The following is an 18,879-nucleotide window of genomic DNA, read 5'->3' as shown; positions in this document are numbered from 1 at the left end:
CGGCCGTTAACCACATCCGCCGCATCGTTAACCATTCAATAACAGGGAACGAGTCGGCCGATGGAGGCTGCAGCAAAAGTCCAACGCCAAATGGTGCGCCTGCGCGGGCGCTCCTACGTGGCCTTCGTGTTCGTGCCGACGGTTCCGATCCTGGACTGGCTCCAGGAGATCGACGCCACCATCGCCCGTTCGCCGGGCTTCTTCGCCGGCCGGCCCGTGGTGATCGACCTGTCCTCGGTCGATCTCAGCCAGTCCGGCATCAATCATCTGCTCACCAGCCTTCAGGACCGCAACATCCGCGTGCTCGGGATCGAGGGCGTGGAGGAGGGCCGGCTGACCCCCATGATGCCGCCGCTGCTCTCGGGCGGGCGCAGCTGCGTAGTCGAGCCGAGCGCGCCAAAGAAGGTCGAGAAGGCGGAAGCCAAGCCAACCTCGCTCCTGCTCGAAAACCCCGTGCGCTCGGGCCAGACCGTGATCTTCCCCGAAGGCGACGTCACCATTCTCGGCTCCGTCGGCTCCGGCGCCGAGGTCGTCGCCGGCGGCTCCATACACGTCTACGGCGCGCTGCGCGGCCGGGCCATGGCGGGGGTTAACGGGCACACGAGCGCCCGCATCTATTGCCAGAAGATCGAGGCCGAACTGCTTGCAATTGATGGGTTTTACCAGACTGCGGACGACATCGATGCCGCCTTGCGCGGCAAGCCGGCGCAGGCCTGGCTGCAGGGGAATACCATGCGAATTACAGCACTGAACTGACCAGCAAAGGAGACATTTCAGATGAGTAAGGTACTGGTCGTGACATCAGGAAAGGGCGGGGTCGGCAAGACCACGACGACCGCCGCGCTGGGGGCTGCGCTGGCGCAGCGCGGCGACAAGGTCGTCGTCGTCGATTTCGACGTCGGCCTGCGCAATCTCGATCTCGTCATGGGCGCCGAACGCCGCGTGGTGTTCGACCTCATCAACGTGGTGCAGGGGGTGGCAAAGCTGCCGCAGGCGCTGATCCGCGACAAGCGGCTGGAGAATCTCTGGCTGCTGCCGGCCTCGCAGACCCGCGACAAGGACGCGTTGACGGAAGAGGGCGTCGGCAAGGTCATCGACGATTTGCGCGGCCGCTTCGACTGGGTGATCTGCGACAGCCCGGCCGGCATCGAGCGCGGCGCCTCCATGGCGATGCGCTTTGCCGACGAGGCCGTGATCGTCACCAATCCGGAAGTGTCCTCGGTGCGCGATTCCGATCGCATCATCGGCATGCTCGATTCCAAGACGGTGCGGGCCGAGAAGGGCGAGCGGGTCGAGAAGCACATTCTCATCACCCGCTATGATGCCTCCCGCGCGGCGCGCGGCGAGATGTTGACCATCGACGACATCCTCGAAATCCTGGCAACGCCCTTGCTCGGCATCATTCCCGAGAGCCAGGACGTGTTGAAGGCCTCCAACGTCGGCACGCCGGTGACGCTGTCGAACGCGGACGGCGCACCCGCACGGGCCTATATCGATGCGGCGCGGCGGCTGTGCGGCGAGACCGTCGCCATGCAGGTGCCGTCGGAGCGCAAGGGCTTCATGGATCGTCTGCTGCGACGGAGGGCTGCATGAGCATGGGTCTGCTCCGACTTCTCCGCGGCAACAAGGCTTCTGCACCCGTCGCACGCGAACGGTTGCAGATTCTGCTCGCGCATGAACGCGGAATGCGCGGCCAGCCCGACCTGCTCGGCGTGCTGCGTGAGGAAATTCTCGCCGTCGTGTCCAAGCACGTCACGCTGGATCCGACCAAGGTCATCGTGCGGCTCGAGCGCGGCGACGAGGTGTCGACCCTGGAGGTCGATATCGAGGTGCCAAACGATCTCGAGCGCAAGCGCGTGGCGGTCGCGTAGGGGACGCGGCCGACGACATCAGGTTTTGGGGTGGGTGAGAAGGCGGTCCGCCGGGCATGGCGGGCCGCCTTTTATCGTTGCTGCGGGTGATCGGAACGAGACCCGCGACTTGATCGTTGTAGGAAATCCGCGGCTCCACCAAGCGTGCATCGCGGTTTCATCAAACGGGAGAGCACCCATGATGTCGGAGCTCCAGGTCCACACCGTCGCACGCCAGATGCTCGAACGGCACGGCTTTGCTGCGATTGCGAAGGCCGCCGAGCAGGCCCTGGCCTGCGAGGGCCGCGGCGAGGCCGATGAGGCCAAGGAATGGCGTCACATCGAGGATGCCATGAAGGTCATCCGTGGGCCGCACCAGAGCTGACCATGGGGAACGGGAACAGTCAGCGCTCTTCGTGATCGGCTCCCTGTGCCGGGGCGCGATGTTGCGTCTGCGGCTGGCCGCGCTCGTTCGTTTCCTTGCAGGAAAGCTGCTCCCACGAACCGTCGGGCGCCTGCTGATAGGCGCTACAGGACGACGAGGAGGTCGATTTGTCCTCGCCCTTCTGGGCGTCGGTATTCTTCGCAAAGGCCGGGGCGGTCAGCACGGCACTGATCGCGAGGGCGCCGGCGAAGACGAAATGAGCCATCCGCATAGGGATCTCCTGTTCGAAGCGGCCCGCATGCTGGCGAGGATTGTGACGATTATTGGCCGCGGCGGCGGTTCCGCCGCGGCGTGCTTAACGCTCTAGCCGCCCTTGCTGCGGATCAGGCCGGCGAGGTTGGTCTTCTGGGCCTCGCACCAGCCGGGCATGCCAAGGCGGCGCTGGTCCATATCGGTCGCCTGCGTCGCCACCGCGACCTCGGCCATCAGCTCGTCGTCCTGCTTCTCGCCCATCTTGCCGCCGGTGTGCATCCAGGCGATCGCCTTGCGCACCTTCTCGGTGGTGCCGTCGGGCAGCTGCATCTGCTGCGCCTTCTGCACGAGGTCCTGATAGACGAGATCCGTGTTGGGGCACTCGACCTTGGCGGCGAAGGCCTGCAAGACCATCGTCACATAGGTCGAACGTGGCGGCGCGTCGCCCGCCTGTGCCGGCGCGGCAAGCAGCAAAAGGCCCGTCATCAGAAAACCATAGCGCATCCTTGGTACCTCCTCGATTTTTTTGGGAGGCTAGCGTCCGGCGCGCCGCTCCGCAATGGCGCCGGGACGCAATTGTCGCGTCTCCGTGCGGTGCGCTAGATTGGCTGCTCCCGGACCCGGAGAGCGACATGAGCCTGTTCAGCGCGCCGTTCGATCCCGCAACCGACACGGCGCTCGTCACCGGCGCGGGCAACGGCATCGGCCGCGCGATCGCGCAGGCGCTGGTCGGCGAGGGCGTCCGGACCGTGTTCGCCGACGTGAGTGCGGAGCGGGTCAGTGCCGCGATCGGCGCGAGCGAGAGGCCTGGACACGCGGTGCCCTGGGTCGGCGATCTCGCGAGGCTCGATGCCTGCGATGCGCTGCTTGCCGCCTCACACGCCGCGCTGGGCGAGGTGACGCATTTCGTGCATAGCGCTTCGCCGCCGCGACGCGAGGCCGATCATGCGCTCGCGGTGGATCGCAGGACCTGGCAGGAGATGCACGCCGTCAACCTCGATGCGGGTTTTCACCTGGCGCGCGAGATCGCCAAGCGGCTGATCGCGGCGAAGCGGCCCGGCTCGTTCCTGTTCCTCACCTCGCTGCATGCGGGCACGCCGCGTAACCTGCCGCATTACTCGACGGCGAAGGCGGGGATGGCGATGCTGGTGAAGGAGCTCGCGAAGGCGTTCGGGCGCCACAACATTCGCGTCAACGCGCTGGTGCCCGGTGCGATCGCTGCCGGCGGTTTCGTCGCGGATGCCTCGCTGGCGCGGCACATCCCGCTCGGGCGTCTGGGCGAGGCAAAAGACCTCGCACCGATGGCGCTCGCGGTGCTGTCGAACAAGCTCTCCGCTTACGTCACCGGCGCGGCCTTCGTCGTCGACGGTGGATTGTCGCTGACGAACTGGTTCGAGGCGCCGGTGCTGGAGTAGCCTAGCGCTGCCAGGCCGGCACGGGATCGAGCGGCGTGCGATAGAGCTCGTTGTGATCGCGGTCGGTGACGCGCACCGCGCAACCCTTTTGCTGAAGCTCCGGCTTCACCTGCGACAGCTCGTTGGCCAGTTGGTGGGCGCGATCGGAGGCGACCTCGATATCCTCGAGGATGATTCCGCCCTGGTTCTTGAACTCTTCACCAACCACAAGATCGAAGTAGTAGTAAGGCATCCGAATTCCCCGGTGTTACGACCCAAGTCTCGACGACAAGTCTGGAAAACAAGTCTTCAACGGAAGTCTCAACACATCCCGGATGGTACCACTGAGTCGATCTTTATCGAATGAATGAAGCGCGCAATCTCTGTGCTTATGGCGCAGAAATGATGTGCAGCATGCAGGAGCGTTAAGATTTTATTAAATATGTCAGCGTGATCATGAGGCATGGAATTGCAACAGAACCGGGCTCCGGGAACCGGCAGTTGCAAGAGAAGGCCGTCGGCATAGATCCCGACGGCCTTTTCTCTCTTGGCCTATTCGTTCGTCGTAAGACGATCGAAGCATCGATCTCCGTAGTGGCCCGGACTCAACGCATCGCATCGAGTCGGACAGCTTGCAGCGACGCTGCGTTACCGATGCTGTGCGATCGCCCGGCGTTGGTCTAGAGCCTTTCCCGTTCCGATGGAATCGGAACGGGAAAGGCTCTAGATTCTTGTTTTGACGCGTTTTCTTTACGCGAACCGGTATCCACTTCGCTCGAAAACGCTCTAGCGCAGCGGCATTGGCGGACGCACGACGGGTCCATCGTCATCGGCAACGGCTTGTGTCGTGGCGGCCGGCGCGACCGGCGGTGGGACCGCGGCAGCCTGTGACGGCGGCGGCGGAGACGCGACCGGTGCGGGCGAATACGCCGGCATGTAGGTCTGCGTCACGGCCGGCTTCGGCTTGCGAACCGGTGGAGCCGGAGGCCGCGGCGGTAGCGCGGAAACGCGCGCGCGTGGATCGACCGGCATCGTCGCAGCCATCGGCTTCGGTGCGGACGGCTTCGCCATCTCGCGCGCCATCTGCTCCTGTCCGGCCTTCAACTCGGCGATGTTGGCCTTGAGCTGCTCGATCTGCTGCGCCATCGCGGCAAGATCCCGCGTCATCGATTGCACCGACTGAGCTGCTTCGGGCGGCGCTGCTGCGGGCACGGCCGCAGACGCCGACTGAGTCGCTGCCGGCGTCGGGGATTGGTCGGCTGTTTGATCGGTTGCAGCTTCCGCCGCGGGCGGGGCGGACTGCGCAGCGGCGACCGGCGCCGTCTGTGACGTCGAAGGCATCAGCGACGCCAATACGGGTTTCCAGTCGGCGAGCATTTGCCTCGCCACGTCGCCGTGCCTCTCCCAGGCGATGGTGGCAGCCGCGCTGCCGCCCGCGAAGAGAAACGTGACGAAAGCGCCGCGCAGCCACTTGCCGGCGGCGGATCGCTTCTGCCGGCCGTGACCGTCGCCGGCGGTTACGCGCACCGTGGTGTCGACCGAGGGCGCCGCCGGCTGCGGCTCCACAACAGGGCTGAACTTCGGCTCCGGATTGATTCTGGGCCCGGGCGCGAATTTCGGCTCCGGACGCGGCGTGATGTCAGGCGCCAGCGCGGGGGCAGCGCCGACGGGGCGCGAGGCCAGCACGATATCCGGCGAGATCTGAACCGCGTCGTGCGGATCGTTGTCCTTGACCGTGTCCTTCACGATCTCATCGACGATTTGCTTGCTGTTCAGCATCGCGAGCATCGCAGCTCCTTTGAAGCCTTCGTCGTCCGCATTGGCGCGAGCCGATCTGTTGAGGTGAGCCCCATCCCAAGTCTGATGACGCACGAGTCCAGCCGGGTTTGACCAAAGCAAGGCGAGGGGATGGAGATCATGCGACGGTCTTCTGCCGTTTGTGGTGATGGAACTCCGCCGGAAAAACACGCGGACGTGTTCCGCATTGCCTTGTTTTCAGCACGATTTGGGCAATATCTGACGCTGCTGGGGGTGCTGCTATCCGCTATCGGGGGGGCCGGCGGTGCCAAGATCTGTTCTCGCTCTTTTCGTTGTTGCCATGCTGCCGCTCGGCGGCTGCATGCAGACGACGCTTTCGCCATCCACGAATGCGAGCATGACGCCGCGCGACCGGCAGTTGCTCGCGCATACGCCATACGCTCAGGCGAACGTGCCCGAGCAATATCTCCGTCATATCGTCGATTACCAGCGCAAGGAGCAGCCGGGCACGATCCTGGTCGATACCGATGCGCGCTACCTCTATTTCGTGCTGCCCGAGGGCAAGGCGATCCGCTACGGCGTCGCGGTCGGCGAGGAGGCCATGGCCTTCTCGGGCGTCGCGCGCGTCGGCCGCCTGGCGGAATGGCCCGATTGGGTTCCGACAGCGGACATTCAGGCACGGCTTGGGCCGTATCCGGCGCGCGTCGCCGGCGGTCCCGCCAATCCGCTGGGCGCACGCGGCATCTATCTCTTTGTCGGCAACAAGGACACGCTCTACCGCATCCACGGTACCAACCAGCCCGAATATATCGGGCAGGCGATCTCGTCAGGCTGTATCCGGATGCGCAACGAGGACGTGATCGATCTCTACGACCGGGTGAAGCTCAATTCGATGGTCGTGGTGCTGCCGCCCGGGCAGAACGCGCAGGTCGAGACGGGCACGCGCTGGCGCGGGTGACCAGCGCGTCACGGCGCTGCCGCTCGGGCCCTACTCCCCGGGCCGTGCGATGCGCCATTGCAGCGTTGTGGCGTTGCCGTTGGCATCGCCCGGCGCCTTGTCGGCGGGTGACGTGTAGAGGGGGCGATAGCGGTATGCCCACATCCTGCTGCCGTCGTTGCGGCTGATCACGGTGAAGTCGCCGACGGCCTTGGCGTCGGCCGTTGCGGCGAGCGGAACCCAGCTTTCGGCGCACTTACCGTTGCAGTTCGACGTCTTGCCGGTGGTGTCGCGCTCGTAATAGTAGAGCGTCATGCCCTTGGGATCGACGAGCTTGGGACCCTGCTTGGTGATGACCACCTTCGCCGGCGCGGTCGTCGCCTCGGGCTTGGGCGGAGGAGGGGTATCGCCGCCGCCATGGCCGTTTGCGAGCGCATGGCCGGTCGAGAGCGCGATGGCCGCGGCCGCAATGAGGAACCTGAACATCCGAAACTCCCGAACGGCAAAGTTAATCGCGCGTTAAGCGCCGAATGGGGCCGACGGTAGCAGCCGAAGGTTAGTTCCTGGTTTCGCGGCGCTGCGACAATTACGGGCATGAATGCGGCTTAGGCCTGCACATCGCGGAGCGGGGCGCGGCTGAGCTCGTTGCCGGCAGCGATCGCCTTGCGCATCAGACGCATCAGCTCCTCGCCTTCCCTGGCGCTGAGGCCGCGCAGCATGATGCGCTGTGCGGACTCGACCGCCGGCGTGATCTTGCGCAGCGTGCGCCGGCCCTCGTCGGTGACCTCGAGCTCGCGGGCGCGGCGGTCGCGGCTCGAGGCGCGGCGCTCCGCCAGCCCCTTCTGCACGAGGCGATCGATCACGCCGGTGATGGTGGTGCGGTCATAGGCGATCAACCCTGCGAGCGTCACCTGATCGAGCCCCGGATTGGCCTTGATGGTCGCGAGCGCGGCGTATTGCACCGGCGTGAGGTCGAAGCCGGCATCCCCGACCTCGGCCAGGAAGACCGCGACCGCGATCTGCTGGAAGCGGCGCGCCAGATGACCGGGCATGTCGTTGTTGTCTTTCACCGAATTCTCCTGAGGTCACAGGGAGGGCGGGATCCGTTGACAAGTATACTGATAGTCAGCATACTGAGCAATATCGAAGAAGACGTTGACGGGAGAGGTGCTCATGCAATTCCATCTCAATGGATTTCAGCCGGGCGACCCTGAAATCGCCGATCCCGCTGAACGCGTTCAGGCCCCCGGTGCCGCGGGCGGCGTGCCCGACGAGGTCGACGTCCTCATCGTCGGCTGTGGGCCCGCAGGCCTGACGCTCGCGGCCCAGCTTGCCCAATTTCCTGACATCAAGACCTGCATCGTCGAGCAGAAGCCGGGCCGGCTGTCGGTCGGCCAGGCCGACGGCGTCGCCTGCCGCACCATGGAGATGTTCCACGCTTTTGGCTTCAGCGAGCGCGTGCTGAAGGAAGCCTATTGGGTCAACGAGACGACGTTCTGGAAGCCGGACGAACGGCGGCCCGAGACCATCGTCCGCAGCGGCCGGGTGCAGGACGTGGAGGACGGGCTGTCGGAATTCCCGCACGTTATCCTCAACCAGGCGCGCATCCATGACGGCTTTCTCGACGTCATGCGCAAATCGCCGGCCAAGCTCGAGCCCTATTACAGCCGCCGCCTGCTCGACCTCCAGGTCGATCCGGCCGCGGGGCCTGCCGACCATGCCGTGACCGTGCGCCTCGAACGCGTCGACGCCGAAAACGAGGGCAAGGTCGAGACGATCAGGGCGCGCTATGTCGTCGGCTGCGACGGCGCGCGCAGCACCGTGCGCAAGTCGATCGGCCGCGAACTGCACGGCGATTCCGCCAACCACGCCTGGGGCGTGATGGACGTGCTGGCGGTGACCGATTTTCCGGACATCCGCTTCAAGGCCCTGATCCAGTCGGCGAAGGACGGCAGCCTGCTGATCATTCCGCGCGAAGGCGGCTACATGGTGCGCATCTATGTCGAGCTCGCCAAGCTCGACGTCGGCGAGCGCGTCGCCAGCCGCAACATCACCGCCGATGACGTGATCGCCAAGGCGCAGCGGATCCTGAAACCGCATACGCTGGAGGTGAAGGAGATCGCCTGGTGGTCGGTCTACGAGATCGGCCAGCGCCTGACCGACAAGTTCGACGACGTGCCGGAAGCCGAGACCGCGACCCGCCTGCCGCGCATCTTCATCGCCGGCGATGCCTGCCATACCCACAGCCCGAAGGCGGGGCAGGGTATGAACGTCTCGATGCAGGATGCCTTCAATCTCGGCTGGAAGCTCGCCGCCGTGCTCCACAAACAAAGTGCGCCAAGCCTGCTGCATTCCTATTCGGCGGAGCGCCAGGCCGTCGCGAAAGAGCTGATCGACTTCGACCGCGAATGGTCGGGGATTCTGGCCTCTGCGGCCAAGGCCGGTGGCGCCGATGCCGCCATGACGCAGGACTATTTTGTCCGGCACGGCCGCTATACGGCCGGCACCGCGACGCATTACACGCCCTCGGTCCTCACGGGGGCCTTGTCCCATCAGCATCTTGCGGAAGGCCTCGTGATCGGCAAGCGCTTCCATTCCGCGCCGGTGATCCGGCTGGCGGACGCAAAGCCCGTTCATCTCGGCCACGCGGCGCAGGCCGACGGACGCTTCCGCATCTATGCATTTTCCGGCGCGGAGAATCCGGCGGCGGCCGGCTCCGCCATTCGTGCATTGTGCAATTTTCTCACCGAGGCAGGGGAATCGCCGGTGAGACGATATACCCCGGGAGGCGCCGACATCGACGCCGTGATCGATCTGCGCGCGGTGTTTCAGCAAGATCATCGCGAGCTTGCGATCGAGGCGATGCCACCGCTGCTGCTGCCGCGCAAAGGCCGCTACGGTTTGCTTGACTACGAAAAGATGTTCTGTCCGGATTTCAAGAGCGGTCACGATGTGTTTGCGATGCGCGGCATCGATCGGAAGGCCGGTTGTATGGTCGTCGTGCGGCCGGATCAATACGTCGCGAACGTGCTGCGGCTCGACGATCTTGCCGGGCTCGCGTCGTACTTCGACGGGTTCATGCTGCCGGTGAATTGACGTTCGCCGTGTTGCGCTCGTCGTACCGATGAACGGCGGATGAATATTGAACTCCGCGCGCATTCAATCTTTCGGCTGATGCGGCAGCTCTAGGAGGAACGCTCGTTCCTTCTGCGCGTTCCGACTCGCAGAGGAGGAATACGCCATGAGACTCAGAAGCATTTTGGTTGCAGCACTGCTACTCGCCCCGACGGCCGCGCTGGCCGCGCCGGGCATCGTCACCGTCTCGACCGGCTTGCGCGCCGGACCGGGGTCGGGATTCCCCGTGGTCGATCGCATCCCCGAGGGCGCCCGCGTCAACATCCATGGCTGCCTGCGCGGCAATGCCTGGTGCGACGTGAGCTTCTCCGACGATCGCGGCTGGGTGTCGTCGCAATATCTCGAATATCTCTACCGCAATCACTACGTCTATCTCCCCGACTATGTCGACGAGATCGACGTGCCCGTCGTGCCCTTCGTGCTGAGCTCGTACTGGTCGAGCTATTATCAGGGGCGGCCCTGGTATCGCCGCCATGCCTACTGGAATAGTTACTGGAGCTCGCACGAGCGCTTCGCGACGCGGATGACGATTGATCCGAGTGCGGCCCGTATCGGCCGTGCGGCGACACGCGATGCGGCGATCGCACTGGGGCGCAATGGCGCGAATACAAAGGGCGCCGCCGCGATCTCCGGACGCGATGCCGTGACGGCACGGCATGACGCAGCCATCGCCAAGCGCGACGCTGCGGTTGCGGCCGACCGGACTCGCGTCGGGCGAAGCGATCGCCTGGTGAATGCGCGGACGACCGTGCAGCAGAACCGCAACCCGCGCGACGCGCAGGCGCGCATGATGCACGAGCATGCGGCGAGCCGCGCCGCAACGCGTGCGCAGCCGCAGCCGCAGCCGGTAACGCGTGCGCAGCCGATGGCGCGTGCTCATGAAGCTCCGCGCGTGTCGGCCGCGCCTGCGGCCCGGCCCGCGACGCCGCATGTGGCGCAGCCGAACGTCAGCCATGGCGCGCCGATGAATGCCCATGCGCAGATGCCGGCGCCGCGCGCGGCAGCACCTGCGATGCCGCATCCGGGCGGCGGTGCTCAGCACATCAACGCCGCTCCGCGTGGTGGCGCGCCGGCCGGCGGTCCCGGTGGCGGTCACGAGAAGCACTAACGTCATTGCGAAAGCCCGGCCCTCGCGCCGGGCTTTCTGTTAGTCGGGTTCCCTGCGCGTACAATTTAAGAAAGTTCTTCGCGGGCAGATTTCATCGATCGTAATATGTCTACCCAAAGCTGTAAGCATCCACTCGGGGCAGCGGGGCACGGGAGGATGACGATGAGACAGAGCCAAGCGGAGACGCGCCGCCAAAATGTCGCGAAGCGGTCCATGACGAAAGAGGTCAAGCAGTTGACCGGCTTGATCGCCACACTGCGCGAGTCGCTCGAAAGCATCCACAAGCAGCGGGCGAACGCCAAACTCTCCGGCGCCGAGATGGGTCTTCTCGACGAACGGCGCAACAATCTGCTGCTTACGATCGCGGCCCTGGACGATCGCCTGTCGGCGGTGCAGGGGCTGATCGATCTCGGCCGTCCGCACATCATCCGCGTCCATTAGCGGAGTTCGGAGGTGGCGCGATCGGTTCCGTTGCTGATGTGACGGGCCGGCCCCCAGCTGCCGAACGCGGCACGCGTTCGATCCGGTCACCCGGCTGCGGGTGCGCCGGTGCGATGCTGCCTGCGGATGGCACCAAATTGCCACGCTCCCGGCGAATTGCCGCCAAAGCCCGCTGCCACGAGGAAGCGGGTGCAGCGGCAACGCAAGGGGACACGCATTGGCCTACAAAATGATCGCAGAACGCGACAACGAGAAGTACAGTTTCGCCCGCGAGAGCCGCCTGCTCATCGTGGCGAAGGCAAGGGTGTGGGCGAGCGAGGGATGGCGGGTCGTCATCACCGACCAGGACGGCAAGGCCTACGCGCCGCCCGAATTCGATCAATTGCTGGCGGCGTGACCGCAAGACGGGGCTAGGGGACGACATTTGACTTCGCACTTTCGGCCAGGGCGCGACCTGATCGCGCCCCTGATGATTCTCGCAGCCGCCGCCGCACTGACGGCGACGGTCGCATCCGCTCAAAATCTCGATGCCGGCAAGTCGGCCGAAAAGCTGTTTGCCGATGGTTGCGCGATCTGCCACCGGAGCCCGCGCGGTCTTGCCAAGGGGCGCTTCAGCCTGACGCTGTCATGGTTCCTGAAGGACCACTACGCGACCAGCTCTGACTCCGCCAAGGCGCTCGCCGCGTATCTGGAGTCCGTCGATGCGCCGCCACCGCGAGCCGCGGCCAAGCCCGGCGCAAAATCCTCCCGATCCGCGCCGCGTCCGCCCAAGCCAGTGACAAGCCAGTAGCCAGCGCCGACAAAAAGGTCGCTATCCGCGCCGATAGGTCTGCGCGATCAGCCGGCCGTGCACGGCGCGCAGCTCGGCGTTCATGCGCGTCTGTCCGGTCGTGACATAGGACAGCCAGGCGCCGTCGGCGGCGAGGCGCACGACATGGAGCTCCGGCGTGCCGTCGGTCGCGCGATGCCGCTTCAGGCGTGCCTTCATCCAGTCGTTCCAGAGCCGGCGCAGTGACGGATCGGTGACGACCACCATGCTCAGCGCCGCCCAGGGCGTGGTGAAGCCGAACGCCTTGCCGATGAACACCGCATTGACATAGGCGCGGGTAAAGCTGCCGCGCGGCTTGGGATCGGCTTCGATTGCGGCGTCAATCTCGGCATCGACGCGGGCGAGCAGATCGGCGAACAGGCCCTCGATCAGCGCCTGCTTGCTGCCGAAGTGATGAAACAGGCCGCCCTTGGTGACGCCGGCCGCCGCCGCCACGGCCTGCACCGTGATGCCGGAGACGCCATGGTCCGTGGCAATGGCCGCAGCGTGGTCGAGCAGGGCGCGCCGCACCTGCTCGGGCTGCTTGGCGCGGCTATAGGCGCTGGCCGGCATCAGTGCACCGTCGTCTCCGAGAACAGGTTGATGATGACGACGCCGGATACGATCAACCCGATGCCGACGAACGCCGCGGCGTCGAGCATCTGGCGGAACAGCACGAAGGAGACGGTGGCGGTCAGGATGATGCCGACCCCGCCCCAGATCGCATAGGCGATGCTCAGGGGGATCACCCGGATCGCGACCGACAGCGCGTAGAACGAGGCGACGTAGAACAGGACCATGGCGAGCGTCGGCCACGGCCGCGTGAACTGTGCGGATTGCTGCAGGAAGGCGGACGCGATGACCTCGGAGACGATGGCGAGGGCAAGCGCGGTGTAGGCATTGAAGGCGGAGGTCATGGCGGGCTCGGGCGTAGCGCAGGAAAGATACCGCGCGGTAGGTATGTTTAGCACGTGGAACATGGCTCTTGCCGGTAGCTGCTATCACATGTGAGTGACGAGGGTGCGACACGGACGCGGACGTGATGTTCCGCGGTCTGTCGCCGATAACGCGAAGCCGCCGCGCGATGAATCGCGCAGCGGCTCCATGGCATCGCGGCGCCTCGACGTGGCGTCAGTTGATCCGCACCGAGAGTTCGACATCCTCGGCAAAGGCCGTGGAGATGTAGCCGCTGCCGGGCATGCGCACGCGCGCGAGATAGTCGGGGCTGTCGTCGGCATTGTCGGCGACGATGATCGCGCCCGGCTTGAGATGGCGTTCGACCAGATCCAGGATCTCAGGGTAGAGCGCCTTGGCGCCGTCGAGCAGCACGAGATCGATCGTGTCAGGGAGATCGGCCTTGAGCGTCTTCAGCGCATCCCCTTCGCGGATTTCGACGAGATCGAGCAGCCCGCCGGCCGAGAGGTTGTCGCGTGCCCGCGCTGCCTTGGACGGCTCGAACTCGCTGGTGATGAGACGGCCGCCGCCATTGTCGCGCAGGCCCGCGGCGAGGTGCAGGGTCGAGATGCCGAAGGAGGTGCCGAACTCGACGATCGTTCTGGCGCGGGAGCTGCGCGCCAGCATGTAGAGCAGGGCGCCGGTCTCGCGGGAGACCGCGAGCGGGACGTCCTTCAGGCGTCCGTAGAGGTCGGCGTAATCGGTCTTGCTTCGCATCATCCGCGCCCGGTCGGCGTCGGACAAATCGGCGACGGCTGCGAGCGTTGCGCCCCGTGTTGCCTCGGCCTCGAGGAACAGGCGGTCCAGCAGCGGCGCAAGCGATGTGATGGTTGGGGTGGTCATTCGTTGCCTCCAGGGTTCGCGAAGAAGCGCGTGCTTGCGCGAAGACTGAAATACGACTAATTCGTCGCATTTCCTATTCGCATTCCCCAGGCGCGCCATGGCCGATCGTCGAAGCCGTTCAATTTCCTCGCGAAAGCAGCCGCAACAGGCCCGCTCCACGGGGCTTGTGGCGGCCATTCTGGATGCGGCTGTTCAGGTCCTGGCGAAGGAGGGCGCGCAGCGTTTCACGACGGCGCGGGTGGCCGAGCGGGCCGGGGTGAGCGTCGGATCGCTCTATCAATATTTTCCGAACAAGGCGGCGATCCTGTTCCGCCTCCAGAGCGACGAGTGGCAACGCACGAGCGAGCTCTTGCGCGGCATCCTCGCCGACCGGACGAAGCCGCCATCGGCGCGGCTGCGCGCGCTGGTCCACGCTTTCATTCGCTCCGAGTGCGAGGAGGCTGCGATCCGCACGGCGCTCAGCGACGCCGCGCCGCTCTATCGCGATGCGCCCGAGGCACACGATGCGCGGGCCGCCGGCAAGGGCATCGTCGCGGCCTTCATGCGGGAGGCGCTGCCCAAGACATCGGATGCGACGCGCGCTCTCGCCGGCGAACTGATCACGACGACGCTGAGCGAGGTCGGCAAGCGCTTCTCGGAGACGCCGCGCAGCGCGGCGGAGATCGCGCGCCATGCCGAGGGGCTCGCCGACATGTTCTGCGCCTATCTCGGCGAGCTGGCACGGCGCCGAGATCATTCCTGACATCCGCGTTTGCACCCCAATATCGTTTCGGATTTCGCCGGATGATGAGGTAGCCTCGCAACATCTTTCGTCCAGCCATCGAGCGCCGCGCCATGCATGTCCTCCGTCCCCAATTCCGCATCGAGGAGCAGCGCGCGCTGGAATTCGCTGGGCAGCGCGGCTTCGGCGTGATCGTTGCGGCGGATGAGCGCGGCCCGCGCGCCTCGCACGTGCCGTTCGTGCTGGATCAGCGCGACGGGCAAGTCATCGTGCAGATGCATCTCACCGCAAAGAATCCGCTCGTGCCGCTCGCGGACGGTACCAGGCGTTTCCTGCTGATCGTTGCCGGCGACGATGCCTACATCTCCAACGACTGGTATTCCTCGCGCGACAACGTCTCGACCTGGCTCTACGAGGCGGTGCACCTGTCGGGCGTGGCGCATCTGCGCGGGCTCGACGAGAACCGCGGGCACGGCGATGCGCTGCTCGCGGTCGCCGAGGCGCGGTTGCCGAAGCAGCCCTGGGACCTCGCGCAGATGGAGCCGGACAAGCGCGAGAGCATGTTGGCTGCGATCCGCGTCATCGATCTCGTGGTGGACCAAATCGAGGGGCAGGCCAAGCTCAACCAGCACAAGAGCGATGCGGACCATGTCGCGGTCGCCAACCGGCTGGCGAGGTCGGAGGAGACCGGGCACCGGCGGCTGGCGCGGAAGATGCAGGCGCTGCGGCCGGAGCTTGGGTATGAGAGGCCCTAGACTTGTCGCCCGGATGGAGTGCAGCGAAATCCGGGGGGCTAACCGCGCGGCGCCAGTCCCGGGTTACGCTGCGCTCCATCCGGGCTGCGCTTGCTACCCTTGCCTCGCTCGGCATTTGACCTTACGGACCGCCCTATGCTCGTCATCTCCATTCAAAGCCAGGTGGTCCACGGCCATGTCGGCAACAGCGCGGCCGCCTATGCCATGCAGGCGGAGGGCGTGAACGTCGCGGCGGTGCCGACGACGTTGCTGTCGAACCATCCACGCTATCCGAGCCTGCGCGGGCGGGTGCTGGAGACCGAGCTCGTCGCCGATCTCCTGAAAGGCGTGGAGGAGCGCGATCTCGTCGACGAGGCCGCGGTGCTCGTCACCGGCTATCTCGGTTCGCCCGGCAATGCCGCCGTTGTCGCCGATTTCGTCGAGCGCGCCTTGAACCGCAATTCCAAGCTCGTCTATCTCTGCGATCCAGTGATCGGGGATGACGGCCGCGTCTATGTCGCCGACGGCATTCTGGACGTGGTGCGGCACCGCCTGCTGCCGGCGGCGAACCTGACCACGCCGAACCAGTTCGAGCTCGAGCTGCTCTCGGGCATCACGATCGCGGACGCGCAGGACTTGCGCGCGGCGTGCGTGGCGCTGGCGGGGACCGGCCGCATCGACGTCGTCGCCACCGGCTGCACACTCGCGGATACGCCGGACGGGCAGGTGGAGACGATCCTCTGCGCCGACGGGCAATTGTCGCGCTTTGCGACGCCGCGCCTGCCGATCCGCCCCTATGGCACCGGCGATCTCCTCACCGGCCTGATCGCCGCGCATCTCGCCAAAGGCAAGGCGATGGAGGCGGCGGTGCGGCTCGCGGTCGAGACCATCTTTGCCGTGCTGGTGCGCACGCAGGAGGCGGGATCAGCCGAGATGCGTCTCGTGCCGCTGCCGACGCGGACGCCGTAACGGTTCAGGTCGCCCGCTTGCCGGTCGATTGCGCCGACTTCTGCGGCTTCGCCTTCTGCTCGCGCGCGGCCTGTGCCTTTGGCGGCTTGGCGCTGGCCATGGCCCGCATCTTCTTCGGCCTGGCGTTGGCGGCTTCCCTGCGGTCCGCCGAGCCACGCTTTGAGACATATTCCGCGCCGTCGATCGGGCCGACATGTGGCGGATCGCGGCCGAGATAGGGCCTGCCGATGCCGAGCGCCTTGCCGTTGGCATCGACCCATTTCCACAGCACCTCGGTCGAGACCCAGCGCTGCGCGCGGTTGTTGCCGGCGGTCGAGACGATGTCGGCGGCCATGCCGTGGCCGTAGCCGCCGCGCGTGCTGCCGCCGTGATAGGAGCGGTCGGAGGCGGCCTTCAGGCCGCTCGCGATCGACTGGCGATAGTCGTCGCGGAACGCGCTGGTGATGCCCGGCGAGAGGCCGGCGGCTTCCGCCGCGAGCAGCGTGCGGAACAGCTTCCGCTTAAAACTCTTGTCCATGCCGCCGATGACGTAATCCATCATCGACATGCCGGCGTGCTCGGCCGCCTTCGGATCCTTCCAGCCGAAGTCCTCGTCGACCAGCTTCGTGAAGCTGCGCATCACCGTGACCATCTTGCCCCTGCGCTTGACGGTGACGGCGCGGCGCTCCTCGACCTTGATTGAATCCTCCTTGGGGGTGCGCTGGTAGAGCGCCCAGAGATAGCGGTCGATGCACGCATCCATCACGAAGCATTCGTCGAGCACGGCGACGGTGTCGGCGGACGGCGAGGCCTTGCTCTCGGTTGCGGCTGGCCCGGTCGCGATCGCCGCGGGCGACAGCGCGTCGGTCGCCACGATCTCGGTGGGATCGGCGGATGCGAGCTTGACGGGCTCCTGCACCGGTACGGCCTCGCTGACGACGGGCGCCGGCTCGGGCAAGATCTCCGGCGCGGGCGGCGTGCTCGGCAAGATCAGCGCGGGATCGGCCGAGGCGAGCTTGATGGCGGGGGCGGGCACTTCGAGCACTGCTGCTTCAGCGCTTGCCGGCTCGGGGGCTTGAGCCACCGCTGCGGCGATGTCGGCGGTCAGGGCGATGCCATCTTCGATGGTCGCAGCGCGCGGGACGTCGGCGAGGTCGAGGCGGCCGAGATCCTTTGCGCGTGAGACGGTGGCTGCATTGGCGCCGCTGTTCTCGATGAGGGCAGGGGCATAGGCGGACAGAGAGAGCGCCAGCCAGCCGGCCATGACGGCCGAGGGGCATGCGACTGCCACCAGAAGAGACCGCCGATCGTCCATGATCCCTGCCTCCAAACGGTTCTGTTCGAACGCGTCTCGTCGAACAGTCTTGCACAGAAAGGCACGCAGCGCGTCGATTGTTCGGAGGACGGTGTGGCGGCGCAATGGCGCAAATGGCTGAAAACGGGCTTTTCCGGCGGGTGTTGCGAAGATGCAACGCGAGTTCCATTGCGGCTTCGTGGGGCTTTGGAGCGGGAAATGGCCTGCAAATGCTGCTTTCATTGTCGTCAAATTGAGCCGGCTGAATTCACTCAATCTTGGATTGCGGTCTGGCATTCCTCTCGCACCGGTAACGTCCGGTATTCGTTGGGAAGGACACGAGTTTTGAAATTGAAATGCCTGTTGGCCGACTTTGCCGCCGATGAATCCGGCGCCACCGCGATCGAATACGGCCTGATCGCAGCGGGGATCGCGCTTGCGATCATCGAGATCATCTACGCGCTCGGCACCAATCTCGTTGCGAAGCTGCAAGCGCTGGCGACCGCGTTGAAATAAGTTATTCGTCATGCTGACGCGCGAGGCGTGCGGCGTCCGGCCCGCGCTTCGTGACGATCATGATGCGCCCCCTCTGACAGGGCCGGGTAGGCTTGTCTGTGCGCATCGTCTGGACGCGGTGTTTTCGCTGCAACCTTGCGGCGGCTTGCGCGTTGGTGCGGCCATGACGCATTCCTCACTTCGTCCCATGGACGCCTTCGACCCCACCGAGCCCGCCATCCTGCACGATCTTCTCTCCGACAGGATCATCACCTGGACCGCCGAACAGGCGGATGATTATCGGCGGGCCAGCCGGCCGCGCGACGATGGAACCGTGGCCTGGAAGGCCTATGTCTTCGACGGCTGGGGCAATGTGCTCGGTGGCTGAGCAGCGCCTATAAAGGCGTCATGTCGCGGCCGGCGGGGATTCGGCCAAGGCCTTGTGCGCATTAAACATATCGCCATGCGCCAAGCGCGTTGTTGCAATGCAGCGGCGCATGTCGCAATGCAGCAAATCAGGTTTAGATGTGCTCCGAAACTTCCTCCTGGAGCATCATCAATGAACAAGAAGACTCTGTCGATCGCAGTCGCCGCCCTCACGATCGCGGGCTCGACTGCCACCTTCGCCGCCGAGCTGCCGGCCTATGAGGCCAACGGTTTCCCGGTCTCCCCGTTGCAGGTTCGCGTGCTCGGTGCCGCGCATGTCGAGCAGCAGGCCTCGGCGCCCGCCGCCAGCGTGACGGCGCTTCAGGCCAGCGTTCTGTCGCCGCGCAAGCTGAAGACCGCGACCGTGGGCAGCGCCCGCTGAGCTTCATGCGACAG

At 65.7% G+C, this 18,879-nt stretch carries 27 protein-coding genes; 17 read left to right on the top strand and 10 right to left on the bottom strand.

Features of this window, described 5'->3' with window-relative positions; translation table 11 throughout:
- Positions 1-60: 60 nt before the first annotated feature.
- The 4 genes from minC to EI171_RS26590 all read left to right on the top strand — a co-directional run bounded on the left by minC (position 61) and on the right by EI171_RS26590 (position 2,235).
- Positions 61-756: a septum site-determining protein MinC gene (gene minC, locus EI171_RS26605; RefSeq protein WP_011086984.1), complete on the top strand. Its 696-nt coding sequence runs from the start codon at positions 61-63 to the stop codon at positions 754-756.
- A 21-nt stretch (positions 757-777) separates the two neighbouring features.
- Positions 778-1,593 carry a septum site-determining protein MinD gene (gene minD, locus EI171_RS26600; protein ID WP_011086985.1) on the top strand — a complete coding sequence of 272 codons (816 nt, stop codon included), beginning with the start codon at positions 778-780 and terminating at the stop codon, positions 1,591-1,593.
- Positions 1,590-1,871, top strand: coding sequence for a cell division topological specificity factor MinE (gene minE, locus EI171_RS26595; RefSeq protein WP_011086986.1), 282 nt, complete (start codon positions 1,590-1,592; stop codon positions 1,869-1,871). The genes minD and minE overlap by 4 nt, the downstream gene beginning before the upstream one ends.
- Positions 1,872-2,049: 178 nt before the next feature.
- On the top strand, positions 2,050-2,235 hold the full coding sequence (locus EI171_RS26590) for a hypothetical protein (protein ID WP_161535106.1): 186 nt from the start codon (positions 2,050-2,052) through the stop codon (positions 2,233-2,235).
- Positions 2,236-2,254: 19 nt separating this feature from the next.
- Here the strand turns inward: EI171_RS26590 and EI171_RS26585 are convergent, their stop codons facing one another.
- Positions 2,255-2,506, bottom strand: coding sequence for a hypothetical protein (locus EI171_RS26585; protein ID WP_028171185.1), 252 nt, complete (start codon positions 2,504-2,506; stop codon positions 2,255-2,257).
- Between the two features lie 92 nt (positions 2,507-2,598).
- Positions 2,599-2,991 (bottom strand): hypothetical protein, encoded by a 393-nt coding sequence (locus EI171_RS26580; RefSeq protein WP_011086989.1) that lies wholly within the window; start codon positions 2,989-2,991, stop codon positions 2,599-2,601.
- A 128-nt stretch (positions 2,992-3,119) separates the two neighbouring features.
- Here EI171_RS26580 and EI171_RS26575 point away from each other — a divergent pair, with 128 nt between their 5' ends.
- On the top strand, positions 3,120-3,902 hold the full coding sequence (locus EI171_RS26575; RefSeq protein ID WP_161535105.1) for an SDR family NAD(P)-dependent oxidoreductase: 783 nt from the start codon (positions 3,120-3,122) through the stop codon (positions 3,900-3,902).
- Between the two features lies 1 nt (position 3,903).
- On the opposite strand, the gene EI171_RS26570 is transcribed toward EI171_RS26575, so the two are convergent.
- On the bottom strand, positions 3,904-4,134 hold the full coding sequence (locus EI171_RS26570) for a hypothetical protein (protein ID WP_028171187.1): 231 nt from the start codon (positions 4,132-4,134) through the stop codon (positions 3,904-3,906).
- Positions 4,135-4,667: 533 nt separating this feature from the next.
- Complete coding sequence (locus tag EI171_RS26565) at positions 4,668-5,669, bottom strand: hypothetical protein (RefSeq protein WP_161535104.1); 1,002 nt, start codon at positions 5,667-5,669, stop codon at positions 4,668-4,670.
- 274 nt (positions 5,670-5,943) lie between these two features.
- On the opposite strand from EI171_RS26565, the gene EI171_RS26560 reads away from it, so the two are divergent.
- Complete coding sequence (locus EI171_RS26560) at positions 5,944-6,597, top strand: L,D-transpeptidase (RefSeq protein ID WP_161535103.1); 654 nt, start codon at positions 5,944-5,946, stop codon at positions 6,595-6,597.
- A 30-nt stretch (positions 6,598-6,627) separates the two neighbouring features.
- Here EI171_RS26560 and EI171_RS26555 read toward each other — a convergent pair whose 3' ends face one another.
- Both EI171_RS26555 and EI171_RS26550 read right to left on the bottom strand, forming a co-directional pair.
- On the bottom strand, positions 6,628-7,062 hold the full coding sequence (locus EI171_RS26555) for a hypothetical protein (RefSeq protein ID WP_028171189.1): 435 nt from the start codon (positions 7,060-7,062) through the stop codon (positions 6,628-6,630).
- Between the two features lie 119 nt (positions 7,063-7,181).
- A complete protein-coding gene (locus EI171_RS26550; RefSeq protein WP_011086994.1) occupies positions 7,182-7,646 on the bottom strand; it encodes a MarR family winged helix-turn-helix transcriptional regulator in 465 nt (154 codons plus the stop codon).
- A 103-nt stretch (positions 7,647-7,749) separates the two neighbouring features.
- Between EI171_RS26550 and EI171_RS26545 the strand changes: the two genes are divergently transcribed.
- The 5 genes from EI171_RS26545 to EI171_RS26530 all read left to right on the top strand — a co-directional run bounded on the left by EI171_RS26545 (position 7,750) and on the right by EI171_RS26530 (position 12,050).
- A complete protein-coding gene (locus tag EI171_RS26545; protein WP_161535102.1) occupies positions 7,750-9,672 on the top strand; it encodes an FAD-binding monooxygenase in 1,923 nt (640 codons plus the stop codon).
- A gap of 145 nt (positions 9,673-9,817) precedes the next feature.
- Complete coding sequence (locus EI171_RS26540; protein WP_161535101.1) at positions 9,818-10,819, top strand: SH3 domain-containing protein; 1,002 nt, start codon at positions 9,818-9,820, stop codon at positions 10,817-10,819.
- 162 nt (positions 10,820-10,981) lie between these two features.
- Positions 10,982-11,260 carry a hypothetical protein gene (locus EI171_RS26535; protein WP_028171192.1) on the top strand — a complete coding sequence of 93 codons (279 nt, stop codon included), beginning with the start codon at positions 10,982-10,984 and terminating at the stop codon, positions 11,258-11,260.
- Between the two features lie 217 nt (positions 11,261-11,477).
- A complete protein-coding gene (locus EI171_RS44950; RefSeq protein WP_028171193.1) occupies positions 11,478-11,657 on the top strand; it encodes a hypothetical protein in 180 nt (59 codons plus the stop codon).
- 72 nt (positions 11,658-11,729) lie between these two features.
- Complete coding sequence (locus EI171_RS26530) at positions 11,730-12,050, top strand: hypothetical protein (protein WP_161535100.1); 321 nt, start codon at positions 11,730-11,732, stop codon at positions 12,048-12,050.
- 21 nt (positions 12,051-12,071) lie between these two features.
- Here the strand turns inward: EI171_RS26530 and EI171_RS26525 are convergent, their stop codons facing one another.
- The 3 genes from EI171_RS26525 to EI171_RS26515 all read right to left on the bottom strand — a co-directional run bounded on the left by EI171_RS26525 (position 12,072) and on the right by EI171_RS26515 (position 13,865).
- Entirely contained in the window at positions 12,072-12,641 is a 570-nt protein-coding gene (locus EI171_RS26525; RefSeq protein WP_028171195.1) for a TetR/AcrR family transcriptional regulator, read from the bottom strand.
- Positions 12,641-12,985 carry a multidrug efflux SMR transporter gene (locus EI171_RS26520; RefSeq protein ID WP_011087001.1) on the bottom strand — a complete coding sequence of 115 codons (345 nt, stop codon included), beginning with the start codon at positions 12,983-12,985 and terminating at the stop codon, positions 12,641-12,643. The genes EI171_RS26525 and EI171_RS26520 overlap by 1 nt, the downstream gene beginning before the upstream one ends.
- A 214-nt stretch (positions 12,986-13,199) precedes the next feature.
- Positions 13,200-13,865 (bottom strand): O-methyltransferase, encoded by a 666-nt coding sequence (locus EI171_RS26515; protein WP_161535099.1) that lies wholly within the window; start codon positions 13,863-13,865, stop codon positions 13,200-13,202.
- A 97-nt stretch (positions 13,866-13,962) separates the two neighbouring features.
- On the opposite strand from EI171_RS26515, the gene EI171_RS26510 reads away from it, so the two are divergent.
- The 3 genes from EI171_RS26510 to pdxY all read left to right on the top strand — a co-directional run bounded on the left by EI171_RS26510 (position 13,963) and on the right by pdxY (position 16,289).
- A complete protein-coding gene (locus tag EI171_RS26510) occupies positions 13,963-14,607 on the top strand; it encodes a TetR family transcriptional regulator (RefSeq protein WP_161535098.1) in 645 nt (214 codons plus the stop codon).
- Positions 14,608-14,699: 92 nt separating this feature from the next.
- Entirely contained in the window at positions 14,700-15,341 is a 642-nt protein-coding gene (locus tag EI171_RS26505) for an FMN-binding negative transcriptional regulator (RefSeq protein WP_161535097.1), read from the top strand.
- Between the two features lie 135 nt (positions 15,342-15,476).
- Positions 15,477-16,289 (top strand): pyridoxal kinase, encoded by an 813-nt coding sequence (pdxY, locus tag EI171_RS26500; protein ID WP_161535096.1) that lies wholly within the window; start codon positions 15,477-15,479, stop codon positions 16,287-16,289.
- 4 nt (positions 16,290-16,293) lie between these two features.
- Here the strand turns inward: pdxY and EI171_RS26495 are convergent, their stop codons facing one another.
- Entirely contained in the window at positions 16,294-17,583 is a 1,290-nt protein-coding gene (locus EI171_RS26495; protein WP_161535095.1) for a hypothetical protein, read from the bottom strand.
- A 330-nt stretch (positions 17,584-17,913) separates the two neighbouring features.
- Between EI171_RS26495 and EI171_RS26490 the strand changes: the two genes are divergently transcribed.
- The 3 genes from EI171_RS26490 to EI171_RS26480 all read left to right on the top strand — a co-directional run bounded on the left by EI171_RS26490 (position 17,914) and on the right by EI171_RS26480 (position 18,865).
- Entirely contained in the window at positions 17,914-18,078 is a 165-nt protein-coding gene (locus EI171_RS26490; protein WP_202633019.1) for a Flp family type IVb pilin, read from the top strand.
- A 163-nt stretch (positions 18,079-18,241) separates the two neighbouring features.
- Complete coding sequence (locus EI171_RS26485; RefSeq protein ID WP_028171201.1) at positions 18,242-18,445, top strand: hypothetical protein; 204 nt, start codon at positions 18,242-18,244, stop codon at positions 18,443-18,445.
- 171 nt (positions 18,446-18,616) lie between these two features.
- On the top strand, positions 18,617-18,865 hold the full coding sequence (locus tag EI171_RS26480) for a hypothetical protein (protein WP_161535093.1): 249 nt from the start codon (positions 18,617-18,619) through the stop codon (positions 18,863-18,865).
- The last annotated feature ends 14 nt before the right edge of the window (positions 18,866-18,879 follow it).

The organism is Bradyrhizobium sp. LCT2 (assembly GCF_009931255.1).
Taxonomy (GTDB): domain Bacteria; phylum Pseudomonadota; class Alphaproteobacteria; order Rhizobiales; family Xanthobacteraceae; genus Bradyrhizobium; species Bradyrhizobium diazoefficiens.
This window is presented reverse-complemented; position numbering and strand designations above follow the sequence as displayed.